The organism is Candidatus Seongchinamella marina (assembly GCF_026262685.1).
Classification (GTDB): Bacteria; Pseudomonadota; Gammaproteobacteria; order Pseudomonadales; family Halieaceae; genus Halioglobus; species Halioglobus marinus.
The window spans coordinates 423,565-440,991 of sequence record NZ_SHNP01000002.1; the positions used below are offsets into that span (position 1 = coordinate 423,565).

At 52.7% G+C, this 17,427-nt stretch carries 13 protein-coding genes; 2 read left to right on the top strand and 11 right to left on the bottom strand.

The genetic code is table 11. From position 1 onward, the window contains the following. Window positions 1-76: 76 nt before the first annotated feature. From htpG to sdhC, 10 genes are all read right to left on the bottom strand, one after another. The gene (gene htpG, locus EYC87_RS06910; protein ID WP_279252236.1) at window positions 77-1,996 is read right to left on the bottom strand and encodes a molecular chaperone HtpG; all 1,920 of its coding nucleotides are present in this window, start codon (window positions 1,994-1,996) and stop codon (window positions 77-79) included. A 221-nt stretch (window positions 1,997-2,217) separates the two neighbouring features. Next, window positions 2,218-3,090 (bottom strand): succinate--CoA ligase subunit alpha, encoded by an 873-nt coding sequence (gene sucD / locus EYC87_RS06915; protein ID WP_007227671.1) that lies wholly within the window; start codon window positions 3,088-3,090, stop codon window positions 2,218-2,220. Further along, entirely contained in the window at window positions 3,090-4,259 is a 1,170-nt protein-coding gene (gene sucC / locus EYC87_RS06920) for an ADP-forming succinate--CoA ligase subunit beta (RefSeq protein ID WP_007228072.1), read from the bottom strand. Before sucC ends, sucD begins: the two co-directional genes overlap by 1 nt. Window positions 4,260-4,386: 127 nt before the next feature. After that, the gene (lpdA, locus tag EYC87_RS06925; RefSeq protein ID WP_279252237.1) at window positions 4,387-5,826 is read right to left on the bottom strand and encodes a dihydrolipoyl dehydrogenase; all 1,440 of its coding nucleotides are present in this window, start codon (window positions 5,824-5,826) and stop codon (window positions 4,387-4,389) included. Between the two features lie 63 nt (window positions 5,827-5,889). Then, entirely contained in the window at window positions 5,890-7,116 is a 1,227-nt protein-coding gene (gene odhB / locus EYC87_RS06930; RefSeq protein ID WP_279252238.1) for a 2-oxoglutarate dehydrogenase complex dihydrolipoyllysine-residue succinyltransferase, read from the bottom strand. A gap of 21 nt (window positions 7,117-7,137) precedes the next feature. After that, window positions 7,138-9,990, bottom strand: coding sequence for a 2-oxoglutarate dehydrogenase E1 component (locus EYC87_RS06935; protein WP_279252239.1), 2,853 nt, complete (start codon window positions 9,988-9,990; stop codon window positions 7,138-7,140). Between the two features lie 205 nt (window positions 9,991-10,195). Then, window positions 10,196-10,900, bottom strand: a complete 705-nt coding sequence (locus EYC87_RS06940) for a succinate dehydrogenase iron-sulfur subunit (protein WP_040540167.1) — start codon at window positions 10,898-10,900, stop codon at window positions 10,196-10,198. A 12-nt stretch (window positions 10,901-10,912) separates the two neighbouring features. After that, window positions 10,913-12,685: a succinate dehydrogenase flavoprotein subunit gene (sdhA, locus tag EYC87_RS06945; protein WP_007227642.1), complete on the bottom strand. Its 1,773-nt coding sequence runs from the start codon at window positions 12,683-12,685 to the stop codon at window positions 10,913-10,915. Between the two features lie 6 nt (window positions 12,686-12,691). After that, window positions 12,692-13,051: a succinate dehydrogenase, hydrophobic membrane anchor protein gene (sdhD, locus tag EYC87_RS06950; protein WP_279252240.1), complete on the bottom strand. Its 360-nt coding sequence runs from the start codon at window positions 13,049-13,051 to the stop codon at window positions 12,692-12,694. After that, the gene (sdhC, locus tag EYC87_RS06955) at window positions 13,045-13,419 is read right to left on the bottom strand and encodes a succinate dehydrogenase, cytochrome b556 subunit (protein ID WP_423243963.1); all 375 of its coding nucleotides are present in this window, start codon (window positions 13,417-13,419) and stop codon (window positions 13,045-13,047) included. The genes sdhD and sdhC overlap by 7 nt, the downstream gene beginning before the upstream one ends. A 318-nt stretch (window positions 13,420-13,737) precedes the next feature. Between sdhC and gltA the strand changes: the two genes are divergently transcribed. Next, entirely contained in the window at window positions 13,738-15,027 is a 1,290-nt protein-coding gene (gene gltA / locus EYC87_RS06960; protein WP_279252241.1) for a citrate synthase, read from the top strand. Window positions 15,028-15,141: 114 nt separating this feature from the next. Further along, a complete protein-coding gene (locus EYC87_RS06965; RefSeq protein ID WP_279252242.1) occupies window positions 15,142-16,263 on the top strand; it encodes a beta-ketoacyl-ACP synthase III in 1,122 nt (373 codons plus the stop codon). Window positions 16,264-16,300: 37 nt separating this feature from the next. On the opposite strand, the gene hisC is transcribed toward EYC87_RS06965, so the two are convergent. After that, window positions 16,301-17,359: a histidinol-phosphate transaminase gene (gene hisC, locus EYC87_RS06970; RefSeq protein ID WP_279252243.1), complete on the bottom strand. Its 1,059-nt coding sequence runs from the start codon at window positions 17,357-17,359 to the stop codon at window positions 16,301-16,303. Between the last annotated feature and the right edge of the window lie 68 nt (window positions 17,360-17,427).

Below are 17,427 nucleotides of genomic sequence, written 5' to 3' on the forward strand. Positions count from 1 at the left end.
TCTAACAGATAGTTCGCGATAGACTGACGCAAAAGGCCCCGGTGAAACTATGGGGCCTTTTGCGAGAAGGGTGAGGCTATTTACCGCTGAGTGTCAGCAGCAACTTGTTTAACCTTGATACATAGGCCGCGGGATCTTCCAACTGGCCGCCCTCTGCCAGGTTTGCCTGGTCGAACACAACAGACGCCAAATCTGCAAATCGATCCTCATCCGGTTCCTGATCCAGCATCTCCAGCAACGGGTGAATCGGGTTAACCTCCAGAATAGGCTTGCTCTCAGGTACAGGTTGACCCGCGGCCTCCATGATACGACGCATTTGTGCCCCCATGTCATGATCGCCCACAACAAGGCAGGCCGGTGATTCAGTCAGGCGAGTAGTAGCGCGAACTTCTTCGACTTGCGCTTCCAGCACTTTGCCCAAGCGCTCTACCAGAGCCTCACTGTCTTTCTCCAGCTTTTCCTGCTTTGCTTTTTCTTCATCAGAGTCAGTGGCGAGGTCCAGGGCACCGCGTGCGACGTCCTGGAACTGTTTACCGTCAAAGTCCTGAAGATGATTCATTAACCAATCGTCCACACGGTCTGTCAGTAACAGCACTTCGATGCCCTTTTTCCTGAATACCTCAAGATGCGGGCTGTTCTTTGCTGTATTGAAATTTTCAGCTACCACATAAAAGATTTTCTCCTGCGATTCCTGCATTCGAGAGATATAATCTTCCAGTGACTGATCCTGGGCTTCGGTATCAGTCTGGGTACTGGCGAAACGTAGTAATTTAGCGATTTTTTCCTTGTTGGCGAAGTCCTCTGCCGGACCTTCTTTTAATACCTGTCCAAACTCCTTCCAGAACTCCGCGTAATCATCACCGTCTTTCTTGGCAAGCTTACCCAGCATGTCCAGTACACGTTTGGTAACGGCGCTACGCATTGAATCTACGGCCGCGTCCTGCTGTAAAATTTCGCGCGAGACATTCAATGGCAGATCGTTTGAGTCGACCACCCCTTTCACAAAGCGCAGGTACAACGGCAGGAACTGCTCGGCATCGTCCATGATGAAGGTACGCTGGACATAGAGTTTGAGCCCGCGAGCCATTTCCCGATTCCACATATCAAAAGGCGCACGTTTTGGAAGGTACAGCAGGCTGGTGTACTCGAATTTCCCTTCTACACGGTTATGGCTCCAGCTCAGCGGCTCATCGAAGTCGTGGGATACGTGCTTATAAAATTCTTTATATTCCTCGTCCGACACCTCTGTGCGGCTGCGCGTCCACAGGGCAGTAGCTTCGTTGACTGCCTCGTACTCGGGCGCCGCTTCAGTCACCTCTTCCCCTTCATCTTCGGCGGCGGGCACACTAGGCTTGAGCATTATCACTGGCACCGAGATGTGATCGGAATACTTCTTAATTACGCTGCGAACACGATAGTCCTCTGCGAACTCCTCACTGCCCTCCTTCAGAAACAAGGTAATGCTGGTTCCACGTGCCTCTTTGTCCTTGGCCTCAACCGAAAATTCGGATTCCCCATGGGATTCCCACACTACTCCAAGGTCGGAAGCGTCTCCGGCCTTTCGGGTATGAACCGCTACCCGGTCAGCAACGATGAAAGCAGAGTAGAAGCCAACGCCAAACTGGCCTATGAGTTGGGAGTCCTTCTGCTGGTCGCCGGTCAGGTTCTCCATAAAAGCGGCGGTTCCAGACTTGGCAATGGTGCCCAGGTGCTCAACCACCTCGTCCCGGTTCATGCCGATGCCGTTATCGGCAATCGTGATCGTTCCCGCTTCTTTGTCGACATCGACCTGGACCTGATAATCCCCTTGTCCTTCCAGCAGTGATTCATCTGCCAAGGCCGCGAAGCGCAGCTTATCGATTGCGTCTGACGCATTGGAGATCAGCTCACGCAGAAAGATCTCTTGATTGGAATAGAGAGAGTGAATCATCAGGTGAAGCAGTTGCTTCGCCTCAGTCTGGAAGCCCATGGTTTCCTTTTTTACATCGGCAGTCATTTGTTAACCTCTGTTGCTAACTCATTGAAATTGAATAGGAATTCTCTGTAACGCAGATATGGGGGTCAGTTAAAGTGATTTCAAGGGCGGCAACGGGAAATCAGCGGCTTAAATGGTCAAGCCGGTGATGACCAAATGAACGGGTTTCGGGTTCAGCAGCAACGAAAAAGGGCTCATCTTACAATGAGCCCTTTTAACATGTCGCGCCTTTAAAGCTGCAATTACCAGCCGGTAATCTCACCTAAAGCAGTGCCGATTTCAGCCAGCGAGCGAACGGTCTTTACACCGGCGTCTTCCAGGGCTGCAAACTTCTCATCCGCCGTTCCCTTACCACCGGAAATAATCGCGCCAGCATGTCCCATGCGCTTGCCTTTGGGCGCTGTCACACCGGCAATGTAGGACACCACCGGCTTGGTCACGTTAGCCTTAATGTAGGCCGCTGCTTCCTCTTCCGCGGTACCACCAATTTCACCAATCATAACGATAGCTTCGGTAGCAGGGTCATTCTGGAACATCTCCAGAATATCGATGAAATTAGAACCCGGTATGGGATCGCCACCTATGCCTACGCAAGTCGATTGCCCGTAGCCTGCGTCAGTGGTCTGCTTAACCGCTTCGTAGGTCAGGGTGCCAGAGCGCGATACAATGCCTACCTTGCCGGGCAGGTGAATATGGCCGGGCATGATACCGATCTTGCACTCACCGGGAGTAATGACTCCGGGACAATTAGGCCCAACCAGTCGTACACCCAACTCATCACACTTAACCTTTGCTTCGAGCATATCAAGTGTTGGAATTCCCTCGGTAATGCACACAATCAGCTTTACGCCACCATTGGCCGCTTCCAGGATTGAATCCTTACAAAACGGTGCCGGAACGTAAATCACAGACGCATCTGCGCCAGTCGCTGCCACGGCTTCGACAACGGTGTTAAAAACGGGCAAGCCAAGATGTTCCTGCCCGCCTTTACCGGGGGTCACACCACCGACCATCTTCGTGCCGTATTCGATAGCCTGCTCTGAGTGGAAAGTGCCCTGTGAACCAGTGAAGCCCTGGCAGATAACCTTGGTATTTTTGTCTATGAGAACGCTCATTATGCCGCTCCTCCTGCTGCTTTAACTGCCTGCTGAGCAGCGTCTGTGAGGCTGGTGGCGGCAATAATATTTAAACCACTGTCGGCCAATACTTTTTGGCCCAGTTCCGCGTTATTGCCCTCAAGGCGCACAACAACCGGCACTTCAACACCGATCTCTTCAACCGCCCCAATAACACCCTCTGCAATGAGGTCACAGCGAACAATGCCGCCGAAGATATTGATGAGCACCGCCTTAACATTGTCGTCTGAAAGAATGATCTTAAACGCTTCAGAGACACGCTCTTTGGTGGCACCGCCGCCCACGTCCAGGAAATTGGCGGGGAAGCCGCCGTGTAAGGCAACGATGTCCATGGTACCCATGGCCAGGCCTGCGCCGTTGACCATGCAACCAATGTTGCCGTCAAGGGCTACATAGTTGAGTTCCCACTGCGCCGCATGCGACTCGCGCTCATCATCCTGCGAAGGGTCGTGCATCTCGCGCAATTGAGGCTGGCGATACAGGGCATTGCTATCGACTCCCAGTTTGGCGTCCAGGCAGTGAAGATTACCTTCGTCTGTGATCACCAGCGGGTTAATTTCAATGAGTGCGAGATCCTTATCGATAAACATCTGCGCAAGGCCCATGAAAATTTTCACGAACTGTTTAATCTGCTCGCCTGCCAGACCCAACTGGAAAGCCAATTCACGTCCCTGATAGGGTTGCGGACCCACCAGGGGATCAACGGTAGCGCGAAGAATCTTTTCTGGAGTTTCTTCTGCAACGGTTTCAATTTCTACGCCACCTTCAGTGGAGGCCATGAAAACAATGCGGCGAGAAGAACGATCGACAACTGCGCCCAGATATAACTCTTCTGCAATATCAGTGCAGGACTCAACCAGAATCTTGCTGACCGGCTGGCCGTTCTCATCAGTCTGGTAGGTCACCAGGTTCTTGCCCAGCCAGTTCGAGGCAAACTCGCGAATTTCATCTTTGGTCTTAACCAGCTTCACTCCGCCAGCCTTGCCGCGACCACCGGCGTGCACCTGGGCTTTTACTACCCACATGTCGCCACCAATCAAATCGGCCGCTTCTGCCGCTTCCAGTGGAGTATCAACCGCATACCCTTTAGAAACCGGCAATCCGTAGTCGGCAAACAGTTGCTTGCCCTGGTACTCATGAAGATTCATGTGTTGTCCTGTTTTTTAAAATAGCTATTGCTGCTCTAGTTTCGGCTTTTGCGACTTAGCTGCAAGAAGCCCCTTGGTTACTCGCGAATGCTGGCGATTATTTTTGATTTACGCGCGCGAGCGAAGTTTACTTACGTTTCTTCCTGTTGGCGATGTGAATTGCATGCCCGTCCACTGCCAGTGCAGCTTCGTGAACCGCCTCGGATAATGTGGGATGACCGAACACGGTCAGCGCCAGATCCTCTGCACTGGAACCAAACTCCATGGCAATAACGACCTGCTGAACCAGATCAGCGGCTGAGGGGCCGACAATATGACAGCCCAGGATTCGATCGGTCTCTTCGTGGGCCAACAACTTGACCAGGCCATCGGAATCATTAGCAGCGAGTGCCCTGCCGCTGGCGACAAACGGAAAGGTGCCAGACTTGTAAGGCACGCCCTCGGCCTTTAGCTGCTGCTCAGTCTTACCCACTGCCGCTACCTCAGGATGGGTATATACCACTGAAGGAATACAATCGTAATTCAATTGCGCTGGTTTTCCGGCAATTCGCTCCGCGACCATAACACCTTCTTCCGAGCCCTTATGAGCAAGCATTGGCCCGCGGACTACATCACCTACCGCATAAACATGAGGCGCCTCGGTTTCACAAAATTCATTAACGAAAATGAAGCCTCTTTCATCAAGCGTCAGACCGCTGTCGGTGGAAAACAGTTCTTCGGAGCGCGGTCGGCGACCGACTGCCACAATTAATTTATCGAAGGTTTCACTGTGCTCACCATCGGCAGAAGAGTAGGACACTAACACTTTACCGTCCTTGACCTCGGAAGCGGTAACCCGCGCGCCAAGACGTATATCCAAACCCTGCTTTTTTAATATCTTTGCAGTTTCTTTGGAAATCTGGGCATCCATCATGGGCAGGAAGTCATCCAGGGCCTCCAGCACAACCACTTCAGCACCCAAACGTCCCCAGACACTGCCCAGCTCCAGTCCGATTACCCCTGCACCAATAACGCCAAGGCGCTCGGGTATAGCCTGAAACTCCAGAGCACCGGTTGAATCAACAATGGTGTCGCCATTTACAGGTGCGGGAGGAATATTTACGGGGAGTGATCCTGCGGCAATGATGACATTGTCCGCTTCCAGAACCTGTACGTTGCCATCCTTATCGGTTACTTCGACCTTCGCGCCGGCCAGCACCTTGCCCGTGCCAGCAACAGGCGTCACGCCGTTGTGTTTGAACAGTCCGGCCACACCGCCTGTCAATTGGTCAACAATCTTGTCTTTACGCTCTAACATCGCGGGCACATCGATTGTGGTCTCACCCACGCTAATACCATGTACACTGAAGTCGGACACTGCTTCATGATATTTCTGGCTTGAGTCCAGCAACGCTTTAGACGGGATACAGCCAACATTCAGGCAGGTGCCGCCTAAACGAACCTTCCCCTTGTCATCCAACCACTGCTCGACGCAGGCAGTAGATAGGCCCAGTTGCGCTGCCTTGATGGCAGCCACATAGCCAGCCGGCCCAGCGCCAATGACCACTACATCGAATTTATCAGACATGTTCATTCCCGTTAAAAATTAAATATGCACTCGCGGCCATGGCCTGAGTGGATGCAATTTGTATCACAGCTGCAGCAGGATGCGTGCCGGGTCCTCGATCAGGTCTTTGACGGCCACCAGGAATTGCACTGCGCTCTTGCCATCGACCAGGCGATGGTCATAAGACAATGCCAAGTACATCATCGGCAATATCACCACCTCACCATTAACGGCCATGGGACGCTCCTGTATCTTGTGCATACCCAAGATGCCCGTCTGCGGAGGATTGAGGATAGGCGTAGACATCAATGAGCCAAAAACGCCTCCGTTCGTGACGGTAAAGGTACCTCCGGTCATGTCCTCAATGGTCAGTTTATTATCACGTGCACGCAAGCCCATATCGCGGATTGCAGCTTCCACATCGGCGACGCTCATAAAGTCAGCATCACGCAGCACTGGCACAACCAGACCTCCTTCGGTAGAGACCGCGACACCAATATCCTGATAGCCGTGATAAACAACATCGTTACCGTCTATGGAGGCATTCACTTCGGGGTATCGCTTCAACGCTTCACAGGCCGCTTTTACAAACATACCCATGAACCCGAGGCGGGTGCCGTTATGCGCTTTCTCGAATTTTTCTCTGTACTTGCTGCGCAAGGCCATCATCGGCGCCATATTAACCTCGTTAAAGGTCGTCAGCATGGCTGTTTCCTGGGTGGCATTGAGCAAGCGCTCTGCAATTTTCGCCCGCATCCGGGTCATGGGAACCCGTTTCTCTACCCTCTCTCCAGTGGGTGCTAATGGAACATCGGGCACTGCGGCCGGCTCTGGCACTGGTGCGGCGGTAACTGGCGCGGCACTGGCGGTGTCTTTCATGTGTTTTAAGATATCTTCTTTGGTGATTCGTCCGTTCTTGCCGGTGCCCGCGATTTTGCCGATATCCAGCTGATGTTCTTCCACTAATTGTCTGGCAGCGGGACCCAACAAGGCCGCGACATCTTCCTGAGCCGCAGCATCAATGGCAGGAACCTCTGCAGTAGAATCCTCTGCAGCTGGCGTGGCAACAGCGACGCCCTGCTCCAAAGTCGCCAGCAGTTGCTCGCTTGCAATGGTGTCACCTTCCTGAACATGCATTTTTGCCAGCACGCCATCCTCAGGTGCAACGACTTCCATCACCACTTTGTCGGTCTCAATTTCGACAATAAGTTCATCGCGAGAAACGGCCTCACCTTCCTGCTTGTGCCAGGCTGCTACTTCGCCATCTGCTACCGACTCGGGAAAAGCCGGAGCCTTAATTTCAATCGCCATAAGTATTCCTTCGCGCTATGACTACCGCGGCACCTCAGGTGCCAGGGCTTGGTTGATAAATGATTCAAGTTGTTCCAAATGTAGAGCCATATAACCCGCCGCACTTGACGCTGAGCCTTCTCTGCCAACAAAGTGCAGATAAGCCTCTTTCTTGTGGTTGGCCAACGCTCGACGCATATGATGCTGACTGGAGTACCAGGCACCCTGATTCATGGGTTCTTCCTGACACCACACTGCTTCTTTCAAGCTCGGGTAATGCTGCAGCACATTCAGCAAATCCCCTTCCGGGAAGGGATAAAGCTGTTCCATCCGAATAATAGCGATATCGTCGATGTTTCGAGTTCTGCGCGCGGCTCGTAAGTCGTAGTAGACTTTACCGCTACAAATGACCACGCGCGTGACTTTGGTCTTATCCAGGTCATCGGACTCGTCCAGAACGTTATAGAACTGTCCTTCGGCCAGATCTTCGACCGTCGACACTGCTTCCTTGTGACGCAGCAGGCTCTTGGGAGACATCACCACCAATGGCTTGCGCAAAGGACGAATGGCCTGTCGGCGCAGCATGTGAAACACCTGCGCAGGTGTTGTAGGTACACACACCTGAATATTATGCTCGGCACAAAGTTGTAAAAAACGCTCCAGACGTGCCGACGAATGCTCTGGCCCCTGCCCCTCGTAACCGTGAGGCAACAGCATAGTCAAACCGCAAAGACGCTGCCACTTGTGCTCACCGCTGGTAATAAACTGATCGATCACCACCTGGGCGCCATTGGCAAAGTCACCAAACTGAGCCTCCCATATCACCAGGCCCTGAGGCAAAGTTGTGGCATAGCCATACTCAAAAGCCAGTACAGCTTCTTCTGAAAGTAGAGAATCGTAAATATCAAAGGAAGCCTGGTCCTTTGACACGTGTTGCAGTGGGATATAACTGCCTTCTTCTTTCTGGTTGTGCAGGACCGCATGACGGTGAGAGAAAGTACCGCGACCCACATCTTGCCCGGTCAGACGCACAGGGTATCCTGCCTCCAACACGCTGGCATAAGCCATGGTCTCAGCGAAGCCCCAGTTGATTGGCGCGGCCCCTGCTCCCATCTTCCGCCTGTCCTCAAGAATTTTAGCGACCTGGCGCTGAATCGGAAAGTTATCCGGCGGCACATTGATATCGTGAGCCAAAGTTTGCAGCTTATGAATATCGATCGTGGTATCGGCTTCATCGGTCCATACATGACCGATATAAGGAGACCAATCTACATACAATGTTTTGTTGGGCTTGCTGACCAGGCTGCTCACCAGCGGCTCTCCCCTGTCCAGGGACTCGCGATACCGGTCAACCAGGTACTTATCTTCTTCCTCTGTCACTGCACCAATGCCAACTAGTTTGGCCGCGTACAAATCGCGCGTAGTCTTGTGTTTGCGGATAGTCTGGTACATCAAAGGTTGCGTCACGGAAGGTTCGTCCGCTTCGTTATGACCGCGACGTCGATAACAAATCAAATCAATGACAACGTCTTTCCTGAACTCGGTTCGATAATCGACGGCCATTTGAGTCACAAACAGGACCGCCTCTGGATCGTCGGCGTTGACATGAAAAATCGGCGCCTGCACCATCTTGGCAACGTCGGTGCAGTATTCGGTAGAACGCGCGTCTTCACGCTTGTGAGTCGTAAACCCTACCTGATTATTGAGCACAATGTGGATGGTGCCGCCCGTCTTGTAAGCACGCGTCTGGGACATCTGGAATGTTTCCATCACGACCCCCTGACCGGCAAAGGCAGCGTCACCGTGAATCACAATAGGCGTAACGAGCTCGCCATTTTCATCCTTGCGCCGCTCCTGCCGGGCGCGCACTGAGCCCTCGACTACGGGCGACACAATTTCCAGGTGCGAGGGATTAAACGCCAGAGCCAGGTGGAGTTCCCCGCCAGCGGTCATCACATTGGAAGAGAAACCCTGGTGGTACTTCACATCACCAGAGGTTTCGTACTCAACTTTGCCTTCAAATTCATCGAACAGCTCTGAAGGATTCTTACCGAGTACATTGATCAATACATTCAAGCGGCCCCGGTGAGCCATACCAATAACGATTTCCTGCACGCCGTGGTTGCCTGAGCGCTGAATCATTTCTTCCAGCATTGGAATCAAGCTTTCGCCACCCTCCAGACCGAAGCGCTTCGTACCCGGGTACTTCGATCCCAGCGATTTTTCCAGGCCTTCTGCGTTGATCAGGTGTCGCAGCAGAGTGAGCTGCACTTCCCGGCCGAAATCGGGCGCACTGCGCACCGACTCCATGCGAGTCATAATCCAATGGCGTTCGTCAGTGTTAACGATGTGCATGAACTCAGCGCCGATGGATTTGCAGTAGGTTCTCTCCAACGCGTCGTGGATTTCTCCCAAAGTGGCATCTGCTTTGCCTATATGCAGGCTGCCCGTCTGAAAAACAGTCTCATAGTCGGCTTGCGATAGCTCGTGAAACGAAAGCTCGAGGTCACGCACATGCTCACGTTCAGCGATACCCAGGGGATCAAGGTCCGCTTTCTGGTGTCCCCTCTGCCGATACGCAGAGATCAATTGCACCACACTAACCTGCTTGCGCTCATACTCGGTAGCCTGAGAGTCGTGAGCGACGGTCGCTTCAGTGCGCACCCGCATTTTGCTGATTTGGGCGAAGCGATCGCGGACTACTGAGTGGGGAATATCCTCGGTATGAACGAAGTCTGATTCCACCAGGGGCAACTTGTCGAAATAGTCGCGCCACTGTTCGGGCACACCATTGGGGTCCTTGAGATAGGACTCGTAAAGATCTTCAACGTAGGTGGCGTTACCACCTGCAATGTGAGAACTCCGCCACAGGAGTTCCATAGAGCTTTCTTGCATTTCAGCCCTTCCGGAATAGGGGTTGGGTGCCCAACATTGGGCCGATAAATCCGAAGTCTAGCAGTCACCCGACCCACATGCCGACAAGAACGTGGCCGAGTCACTTAAAACAAGTTTGCCGCTGGGTTTCAGCGGCATGTTTCAACTAATAAATATGTAATATTTTCAATCACTTATTGCATAAACTTAAGGCAACTTAAATGTTTTAAGTGGCCCGAGTAAGAAGCATGTTACGTATGTGACCGATTGCTTTGGTCGGATTCAAGCCCTTGGGACATACGTTGACGCAATTTTGAATGCCGTGGCAGCGGAATACACTGAAAGGGTCATCCAACTGGGCCAAGCGCTCATCAGTCGCATTATCGCGGCTGTCTGCCAGGAAGCGATATGCCTGCAACAAGCCAGATGGGCCAATAAAACGATCAGGGTTCCACCAGAATGACGGGCACGCGGTAGAGCAACATGCACAAAGAATGCACTCATAAAGACCGTCCAGCTTTGCCCGGTCTTCGGGAGTCTGGAGGCGCTCAATGGAAGGGGCCGGGGTGTCATTCTGTAAATAGGGCTGCACTTTTTCGTACTGGGCGTAAAACATACCCATATCAACCACCAGATCGCGGATCACGGGCAAACCCGGCAGAGGGCGAATCACCAGCTTGTTACTCTTAACTGTCTCGGACAGCGGAGTGATACAGGCTAGACCATTTTTACCGTTCATATTCAGACCATCGGAGCCACAAACGCCCTCCCGACATGAGCGACGGTAACCCACCGTGGTGTCTTGCGCCTTGATCAGTTCAAGCACATCGAGAACCATTAGATCCTTGCCGCTGGTATCGATCTGGAAATCCTGCATGGACGGTTCGGCGTCCGTTTCGGGATTGTAGCGGTAGATACTGACTTGCAACATTTCTTCTGCCTCTTAATAAACCCGAGCCTTGGGCTGGAATGTATCAACGGTTTTGGGTTCAAAGTTTACGCCACGCTTGCCAACGCTCTTGTCTGCTGGGTAGTACATGGAATGGCACAACCAGTTTTCGTCATCGCGGTCTTGGAAATCTTCACGGGCATGTGCCCCGCGGCTCTCTTTGCGCTCTTCGGCTGTAATCGCTGTGGCTTCCGCCACTTCCAGTAAATTGTGCAACTCCAGCGCCTCGATACGCGCCGTATTAAACACCATGCTCTTGTCAGCCAGACCAACGTTTTCAATACGCTCACGCAGTCCAGCCAGTTTCTTTATGCCTTCTTGCATGAACTCTGCATTACGGAATACGCCGAAGTGATTCTGCATCGTGTTTTGCAGTTCCTTGCGCAGATCGGCAACATTCTCAGTGGCATCGGTGCTGTTGAGTTTATCGAGGCGGGCCGTGGCAGCTTCCAGGTCAGACTCTGACGCGTCACGCATTTCGATGCCGTCGCGCAGGGCGTTCTCGATATAAAGCCCGGAGGCGCGACCGAAGACTACCAGGTCGAGTAAAGAATTACCGCCGAGGCGGTTAGCGCCATGGACGGACACGCAAGCGACCTCACCACAAGCGTAAAGCCCGGGAATAATTTGATCGTTACCGTTCGCATCGACCGTCAGCGCTTGTCCGTTCACATTGGTTGGTATGCCGCCCATCATGTAGTGACAGGTGGGCACAACGGGGATGGGCTCTTTAATGGGGTCGGCATGGGCAAAGGTACGAGACAGCTCGAGAATACCCGGCAGACGGGACTCAAGAACATCTTCGCCCAGATGATCCAGTTTGAGGTAAACATGGTCGCCTTCAGGACCACAACCCCTGCCCTCCAGGATTTCCAGTACCATTGAACGCGCCACCACGTCGCGACCGGCAAGGTCCTTGGCATTAGGTGCGTAACGCTCCATGAAGCGCTCACCATCCTTATTGATCAGGTAACCACCCTCACCGCGACAGCCCTCTGTCACCAGAGTACCTGCACCGGCGATTCCAGTGGGGTGGAACTGCCACATCTCAATGTCCTGAACCGGGAAGCCAGCTCGCAGCGCCATCCCGATGCCATCACCGGTATTGATGTGTGCGTTGGTAGTAGACGCATAGATGCGACCCGCGCCGCCAGTGGCGAAGACGGTTGCCTTGGACTTGACGTAGACCGTCTCGCCCGTTTCCATGCAAATTGCAATGACGCCAACCACGGCTCCATCCTGGTTCTTAACGATATCAGTGGCATACCACTCGTTAAAGAAGACTGTGTTGTTCTTCATGTTGCCCTGGTAAAGGGTATGCAACAGAGCGTGGCCGGTGCGATCAGCTGCGGCGCAGGTACGGGCCGCCTGGGTCGGATCATCGGGGCCTTTTGACTGGCCGCCAAAAGGACGCTGATAAATGCGTCCTTCCTCGGTGCGAGAGAACGGAAGCCCCATGTGCTCCAGCTCGAAAACGGCCTCTGGGCCCACCGAGCACATGTACTCGATCGCATCCTGGTCACCGATGTAATCGGAACCCTTGACGGTGTCATACATATGCCAGCGCCAATCGTCGTTGGGGTCAGCACTGGCAATGGCACAGGTGATGCCACCCTGAGCGGAAACGGTGTGAGAACGAGTGGGAAAAACCTTGGAGATTACCGCCGTCTTGTAACCAGACTGGGCAAGTTGCAAGGCTGCGCGCATACCAGCTCCGCCGCCACCGACGATAACGCCGTCGAATGAAAGAGTACGAATTCCGGACATAATGTTTTAACCCCAGAGGATCTGGGTTCCCCAGATCACATAAACAAAGATCGCCAGACTGCAACCAATTTGAAAAGCCAAACGCAATATATTTCCTTTGGTGCCCAACATGCGCTCAGTCAAGTAGTCGGTTCCAACGGCCCACATGCCGATCCATGCGTGCGCTGCGAGGGACAAAATGGCCAGCAATGTGAAGACGCGCATGCCCGTACTTGCAAACATAGCTTGCCACTGGGCGTAATTAACACCGATGACGAGAGTGCCGCCAAGGCAAATTGCATAAGCAAGAAGAATGACACCACTAACGCGCTGCAGGAGCCAATCTGACAGGCCGGAACGACCAAAACTTGTTACTGACTTTACCATATCCAGATCACCGTAAGCAGAGAGAGCACGACAGACAGGGCGATGACGATCCGGGCACCAAGAATGCCTCCTTCCATTGTTTCCCCCACCCCAAAATCCATGATTAAGTGTTTAACACCGGCCAGAGAGTGATAAATCAGGGCCGTGACCAGTCCCCAGATCACAAACTTGGCAACGAAACCGCCCAAACTTTCCTGCACGAACGCGAATCCTTCCGGGCCGGCGAGACTGGTATCCAGCAGCCAGAGCAAAATGCCCATGCCGACGAAAAGGATCACGCCAGTGGCGCGGTGGGTAATCGACGCCCACGCGGTGATAGGAAGTCGCATGGTGCCGATGTCCAGATTAACGGGGCGATTATCTTTCACTTTGGATACCATCATTGATGCCAATAGGCGATAAGTGTGTACGGCTTAGCTGCCTGCTGCAGATCACTCAGCTTAAAAAGAGTGAGCAGTTAAAACGCGCGAAATTATAAGGACTTAGCGTATCAATTACAAACTTGAGATCGAGTTTGTCGAGATAAATTGATTTGTTTCCATCTTCGGCGATCATCTAAAAACCGGTTCCTGGATTTTAGCGTCTTTTCGCTCGCAAGATAGCCGACTTTAGCCTTAGGCCGATTGACAAAAAGCATTGAGACTTTATAGTGAGCACCCCATAGATATATCAAGCAGGACCCCTTTATGAGCGACAAAAAAGCCACTCTTTCTATCGATGGAATTGACGAGGCTATTGACCTACCGATTTATTCAGGGACGCTGGGGCCAGACGTTGTAGATGTGGGCAGCCTCACCGGGCAGGGCTTGTTCACTTACGATCCGGGTTTTGTCTCTACCGCCGCTTGCGAATCACAGATTACCTATATCGATGGCGGCAAAGGCGTCCTGTTGCACCGCGGCTACCCCATTGAACAGCTGGCCGAGCACTCCGACTATCTTGAGACCTGCTACCTGCTTCTTTACGGTGAACTTCCCTCTGAAGAAGAAAAAGAGTCGTTTGTCCGCACTGTCACCAGCCATACCATGGTTCACGAACAACTAGCCCATTTTTTCAACGGCTTCCGTCGTGATTCCCACCCGATGGCCATTATGTGTGGCGTGGTTGGCGCACTCTCTGCCTTTTACCATGACTCGCTGGATATTTCTGATGAGCGCAGCCGCGAAATTGCTGCCTTTCGCCTGATAGCCAAAATGCCAACTATCGCAGCAATGAGCTACAAATTCTCAATCGGTCAGCCTTTCATGTACCCCGATAACAGCATGAGCTACGCTGAAAACTTTCTTCACATGATGTTTGGCGTGCCCTGCGAGAAAAGCAACGTCAGCCCGGTTCTGGCCAAGGCCATGGACCGTATCTTCCTGCTGCACGCTGATCATGAGCAAAACGCGTCCACATCGACGGTGCGACTGGCAGGTTCCTCCGGCGCCAACCCCTTCGCCTGCATTGCTGCTGGTATTGCTGCCCTATGGGGCCCCTCACACGGAGGCGCTAACGAGGCTGTGCTGGATATGCTGGAAGAAATCGGTGATGTCTCCCGTATTGACGAGTTCGTTGCGCGCGCCAAGGATAAGGAAGACCCCTTCCGCCTCATGGGCTTTGGGCACCGGGTCTACAAAAACTTCGATCCTCGCGCCAAAGTAATGAAAGAGGCTGCAGATGATGTTTTGGCTGAATTGGGCCTCGAAGAGGACCCTTTATTGGCCATTGCCAAACGGCTCGAAGAAATTGCGCTGGAAGATGAATACTTCATCGAAAGAAAGCTTTACCCCAACGTTGATTTTTATTCCGGCATTATCCTCAAGGCTATCGGGATTCCCACCAGCATGTTTACCGTCATTTTTGCCGTTGGACGCACGGTAGGCTGGATTGCACACTGGCACGAGATGATCAGTGGTAGCTACCGTATCGGGCGCCCTCGTCAGCTTTACACGGGTCACACCCAACGAGACTACACTGAAATTGATAAACGCTAATAGGGTTCTTGTAGCCGCCCCTGTGTCAGGAGATAATCTCGACTAAGCGGGTCACTTTCATCAAAAAGCCGCCTGAGCGGCTTTTTTATTGCATCGAAATATCAGGAAGGCTCCATGAACGACATTGTTATCAGCGGTACAGGCCTTTACACACCCAGCCAATCTATTAGCAATGAAGAGTTGGTTCAGTCCTACAATGCCTACGTTGAAGCACATAATCGTGACAACGCAGATGCGATCGCAGTCGGCGAAATGCCTGCTTTAGACCCCTCATCAGCTGAATTTATTGAGAAAGCATCAGGCATCAAGTCTCGCTACGTGATGGACAAAGAAGGGATTCTTGATCCAGCGCGAATGGTACCCAGTCTCCCTGATCGACCAAATGATACTCAATCTATACAGTGCGAGATGGCCGTAACTGCCGCACTCGAAGCAATGTCGCAAGCAGGCAAGACCGCCGCTGACATAGACGCGGTCATTGTCGCCTGTTCCAACCTGCAGCGCGCCTACCCCGCCATTGCAGTAGAAATTCAGGATGCTTTAGGCATTGAGGGCTATGGCTTCGATATGAATGTCGCCTGCTCTTCAGCCACCTTCGGTATCCAACAGGCCCGAGACATGGTTTCTTCGGGGAGTGCTCGCTGCGTACTGATGTTAAATCCGGAAATTTGCAGTGGTCACCTAAACTTCCAGGACCGTGATTCGCATTTTATTTTCGGTGACGTATGCACCGCGGTTATCGTCGAGCGAACTGATAGCGCTGAATCCGGTGAGCAATTCTTGATCGTAGACAGCAAATTACAAACCATTTATTCAAATAATATTCGTAACAATTTTGGTTTCTTGAATCGTGGTGATGAATCCGGTGTCGGCCAGATAGACAAATTGTTCGTGCAGGAAGGCCGCAAGGTTTTCAAGGAAGTGTGCCCTGCCGTTGCGAGCCAAATTTCCGGTCAATTGGAGAAGCTGAGCATCAACCCGGATCAGCTCAAACGCATGTGGCTGCACCAGGCTAACCTGAGCATGAACCTGTTGATCTCCAAGCGAGTTCTGGGACGAGAGGCTACGGCAGACGAATCCCCAACCATTCTGGATGAATATGCCAACACCAGCTCAGCAGGTTCGGTTATTGCTTTTCACAAACATCGCGCCGACCTGATCAGTGGAGATCTGGGCGTATTGTGCTCGTTCGGCGCAGGCTACTCCATTGGTAGCGTCGTGCTGAAAAAGCTTTAATACGCGACCTCAATCCCAGCCCAAAAGAGAGCGCGGCTCAGTTGAGTATCTCCTCAAGGGCATTTAATAGCATATTCATGGCTTCGTCGGTGCCTATACTGATTCGCAGGAACTCACTAATTCGCGGTTTGTCGAAGTAGCGAACGATAATACCCCGGTCACGCAGTGCGCAAAAAAGTGCCTCTGCACTATGCGCCGGATGTCGACTAAAGATGAAGTTAGCGGCGGAGGGTAAGACATCAAAACCCATCGCCCGCATCCGCTCTGAAACTCTCTCACGAGTGTCCATGACCTGCTGACAGCCATTGAGAAACCAGGATTCATCGGCTAAAGATGCCAGCGCTGCCTGCTGGGCCACGACATCCATAGGATAGGAGTTGAAAGAGTCTTTCACCCTGACCAGCCCGTCTATCAGATCAACAGAACCAAAGGCCACACCTACGCGCAATCCGGCGAGAGATCTCGACTTGGAAGCGGTTTGAATCACCAGCAGGTTGTCGTATTGGCCGATGAGTGTGGTGGCCGACGTGCCACCAAAATCGATATATGCTTCATCGATAACAACCACGGAATCAGGGTTGTTAGCGAGCAGGCGCTCTATCTTTTCCAGCGGCAGTAGCACCCCAGTAGGCGCATTGGGATTAGGGATCAGGATGCCACCATTGTCGCCAGCGTAGGCATCAACATCGACCCGAAAGTCCTCTGTCAATGGAACGGTGCGATACGGCACCTCATACAACTTGCACCACACCGGGTAGAAACTGTAGCTGATGTCGGGAAACAACAGGGGCCGCGAATGCTTGAGCAATGCCTGAAAAGTGTGAGCTAACACTTCGTCAGAGCCGTTGCCCAAAAACACCTGACCTGCAGCCAGGCCTTCCCTTTCGGCATAGGCTGCTCGCAACTGAGAGGAGTCGGGATCAGGATACCGCCTGAGGCTGTCGCCGGTGGTGGCGGCTATAGCCTTCAGCACACCCGGCGACGGCTCGTAGGGATTCTCATTGGTATTGAGCTTCACCAGCTGTTTGCCCGTGGGCTGTTCGCCGGGGACATAAGGTGTCAGCTTGTTTGCCAGGTCACTCCAGAAACGGCTCATGGAGACTGTGTCCTTTGCTTTATCCAATATGGGAGTGTAGCCCTTTCGCTAGGCATAAAAAAACCCGG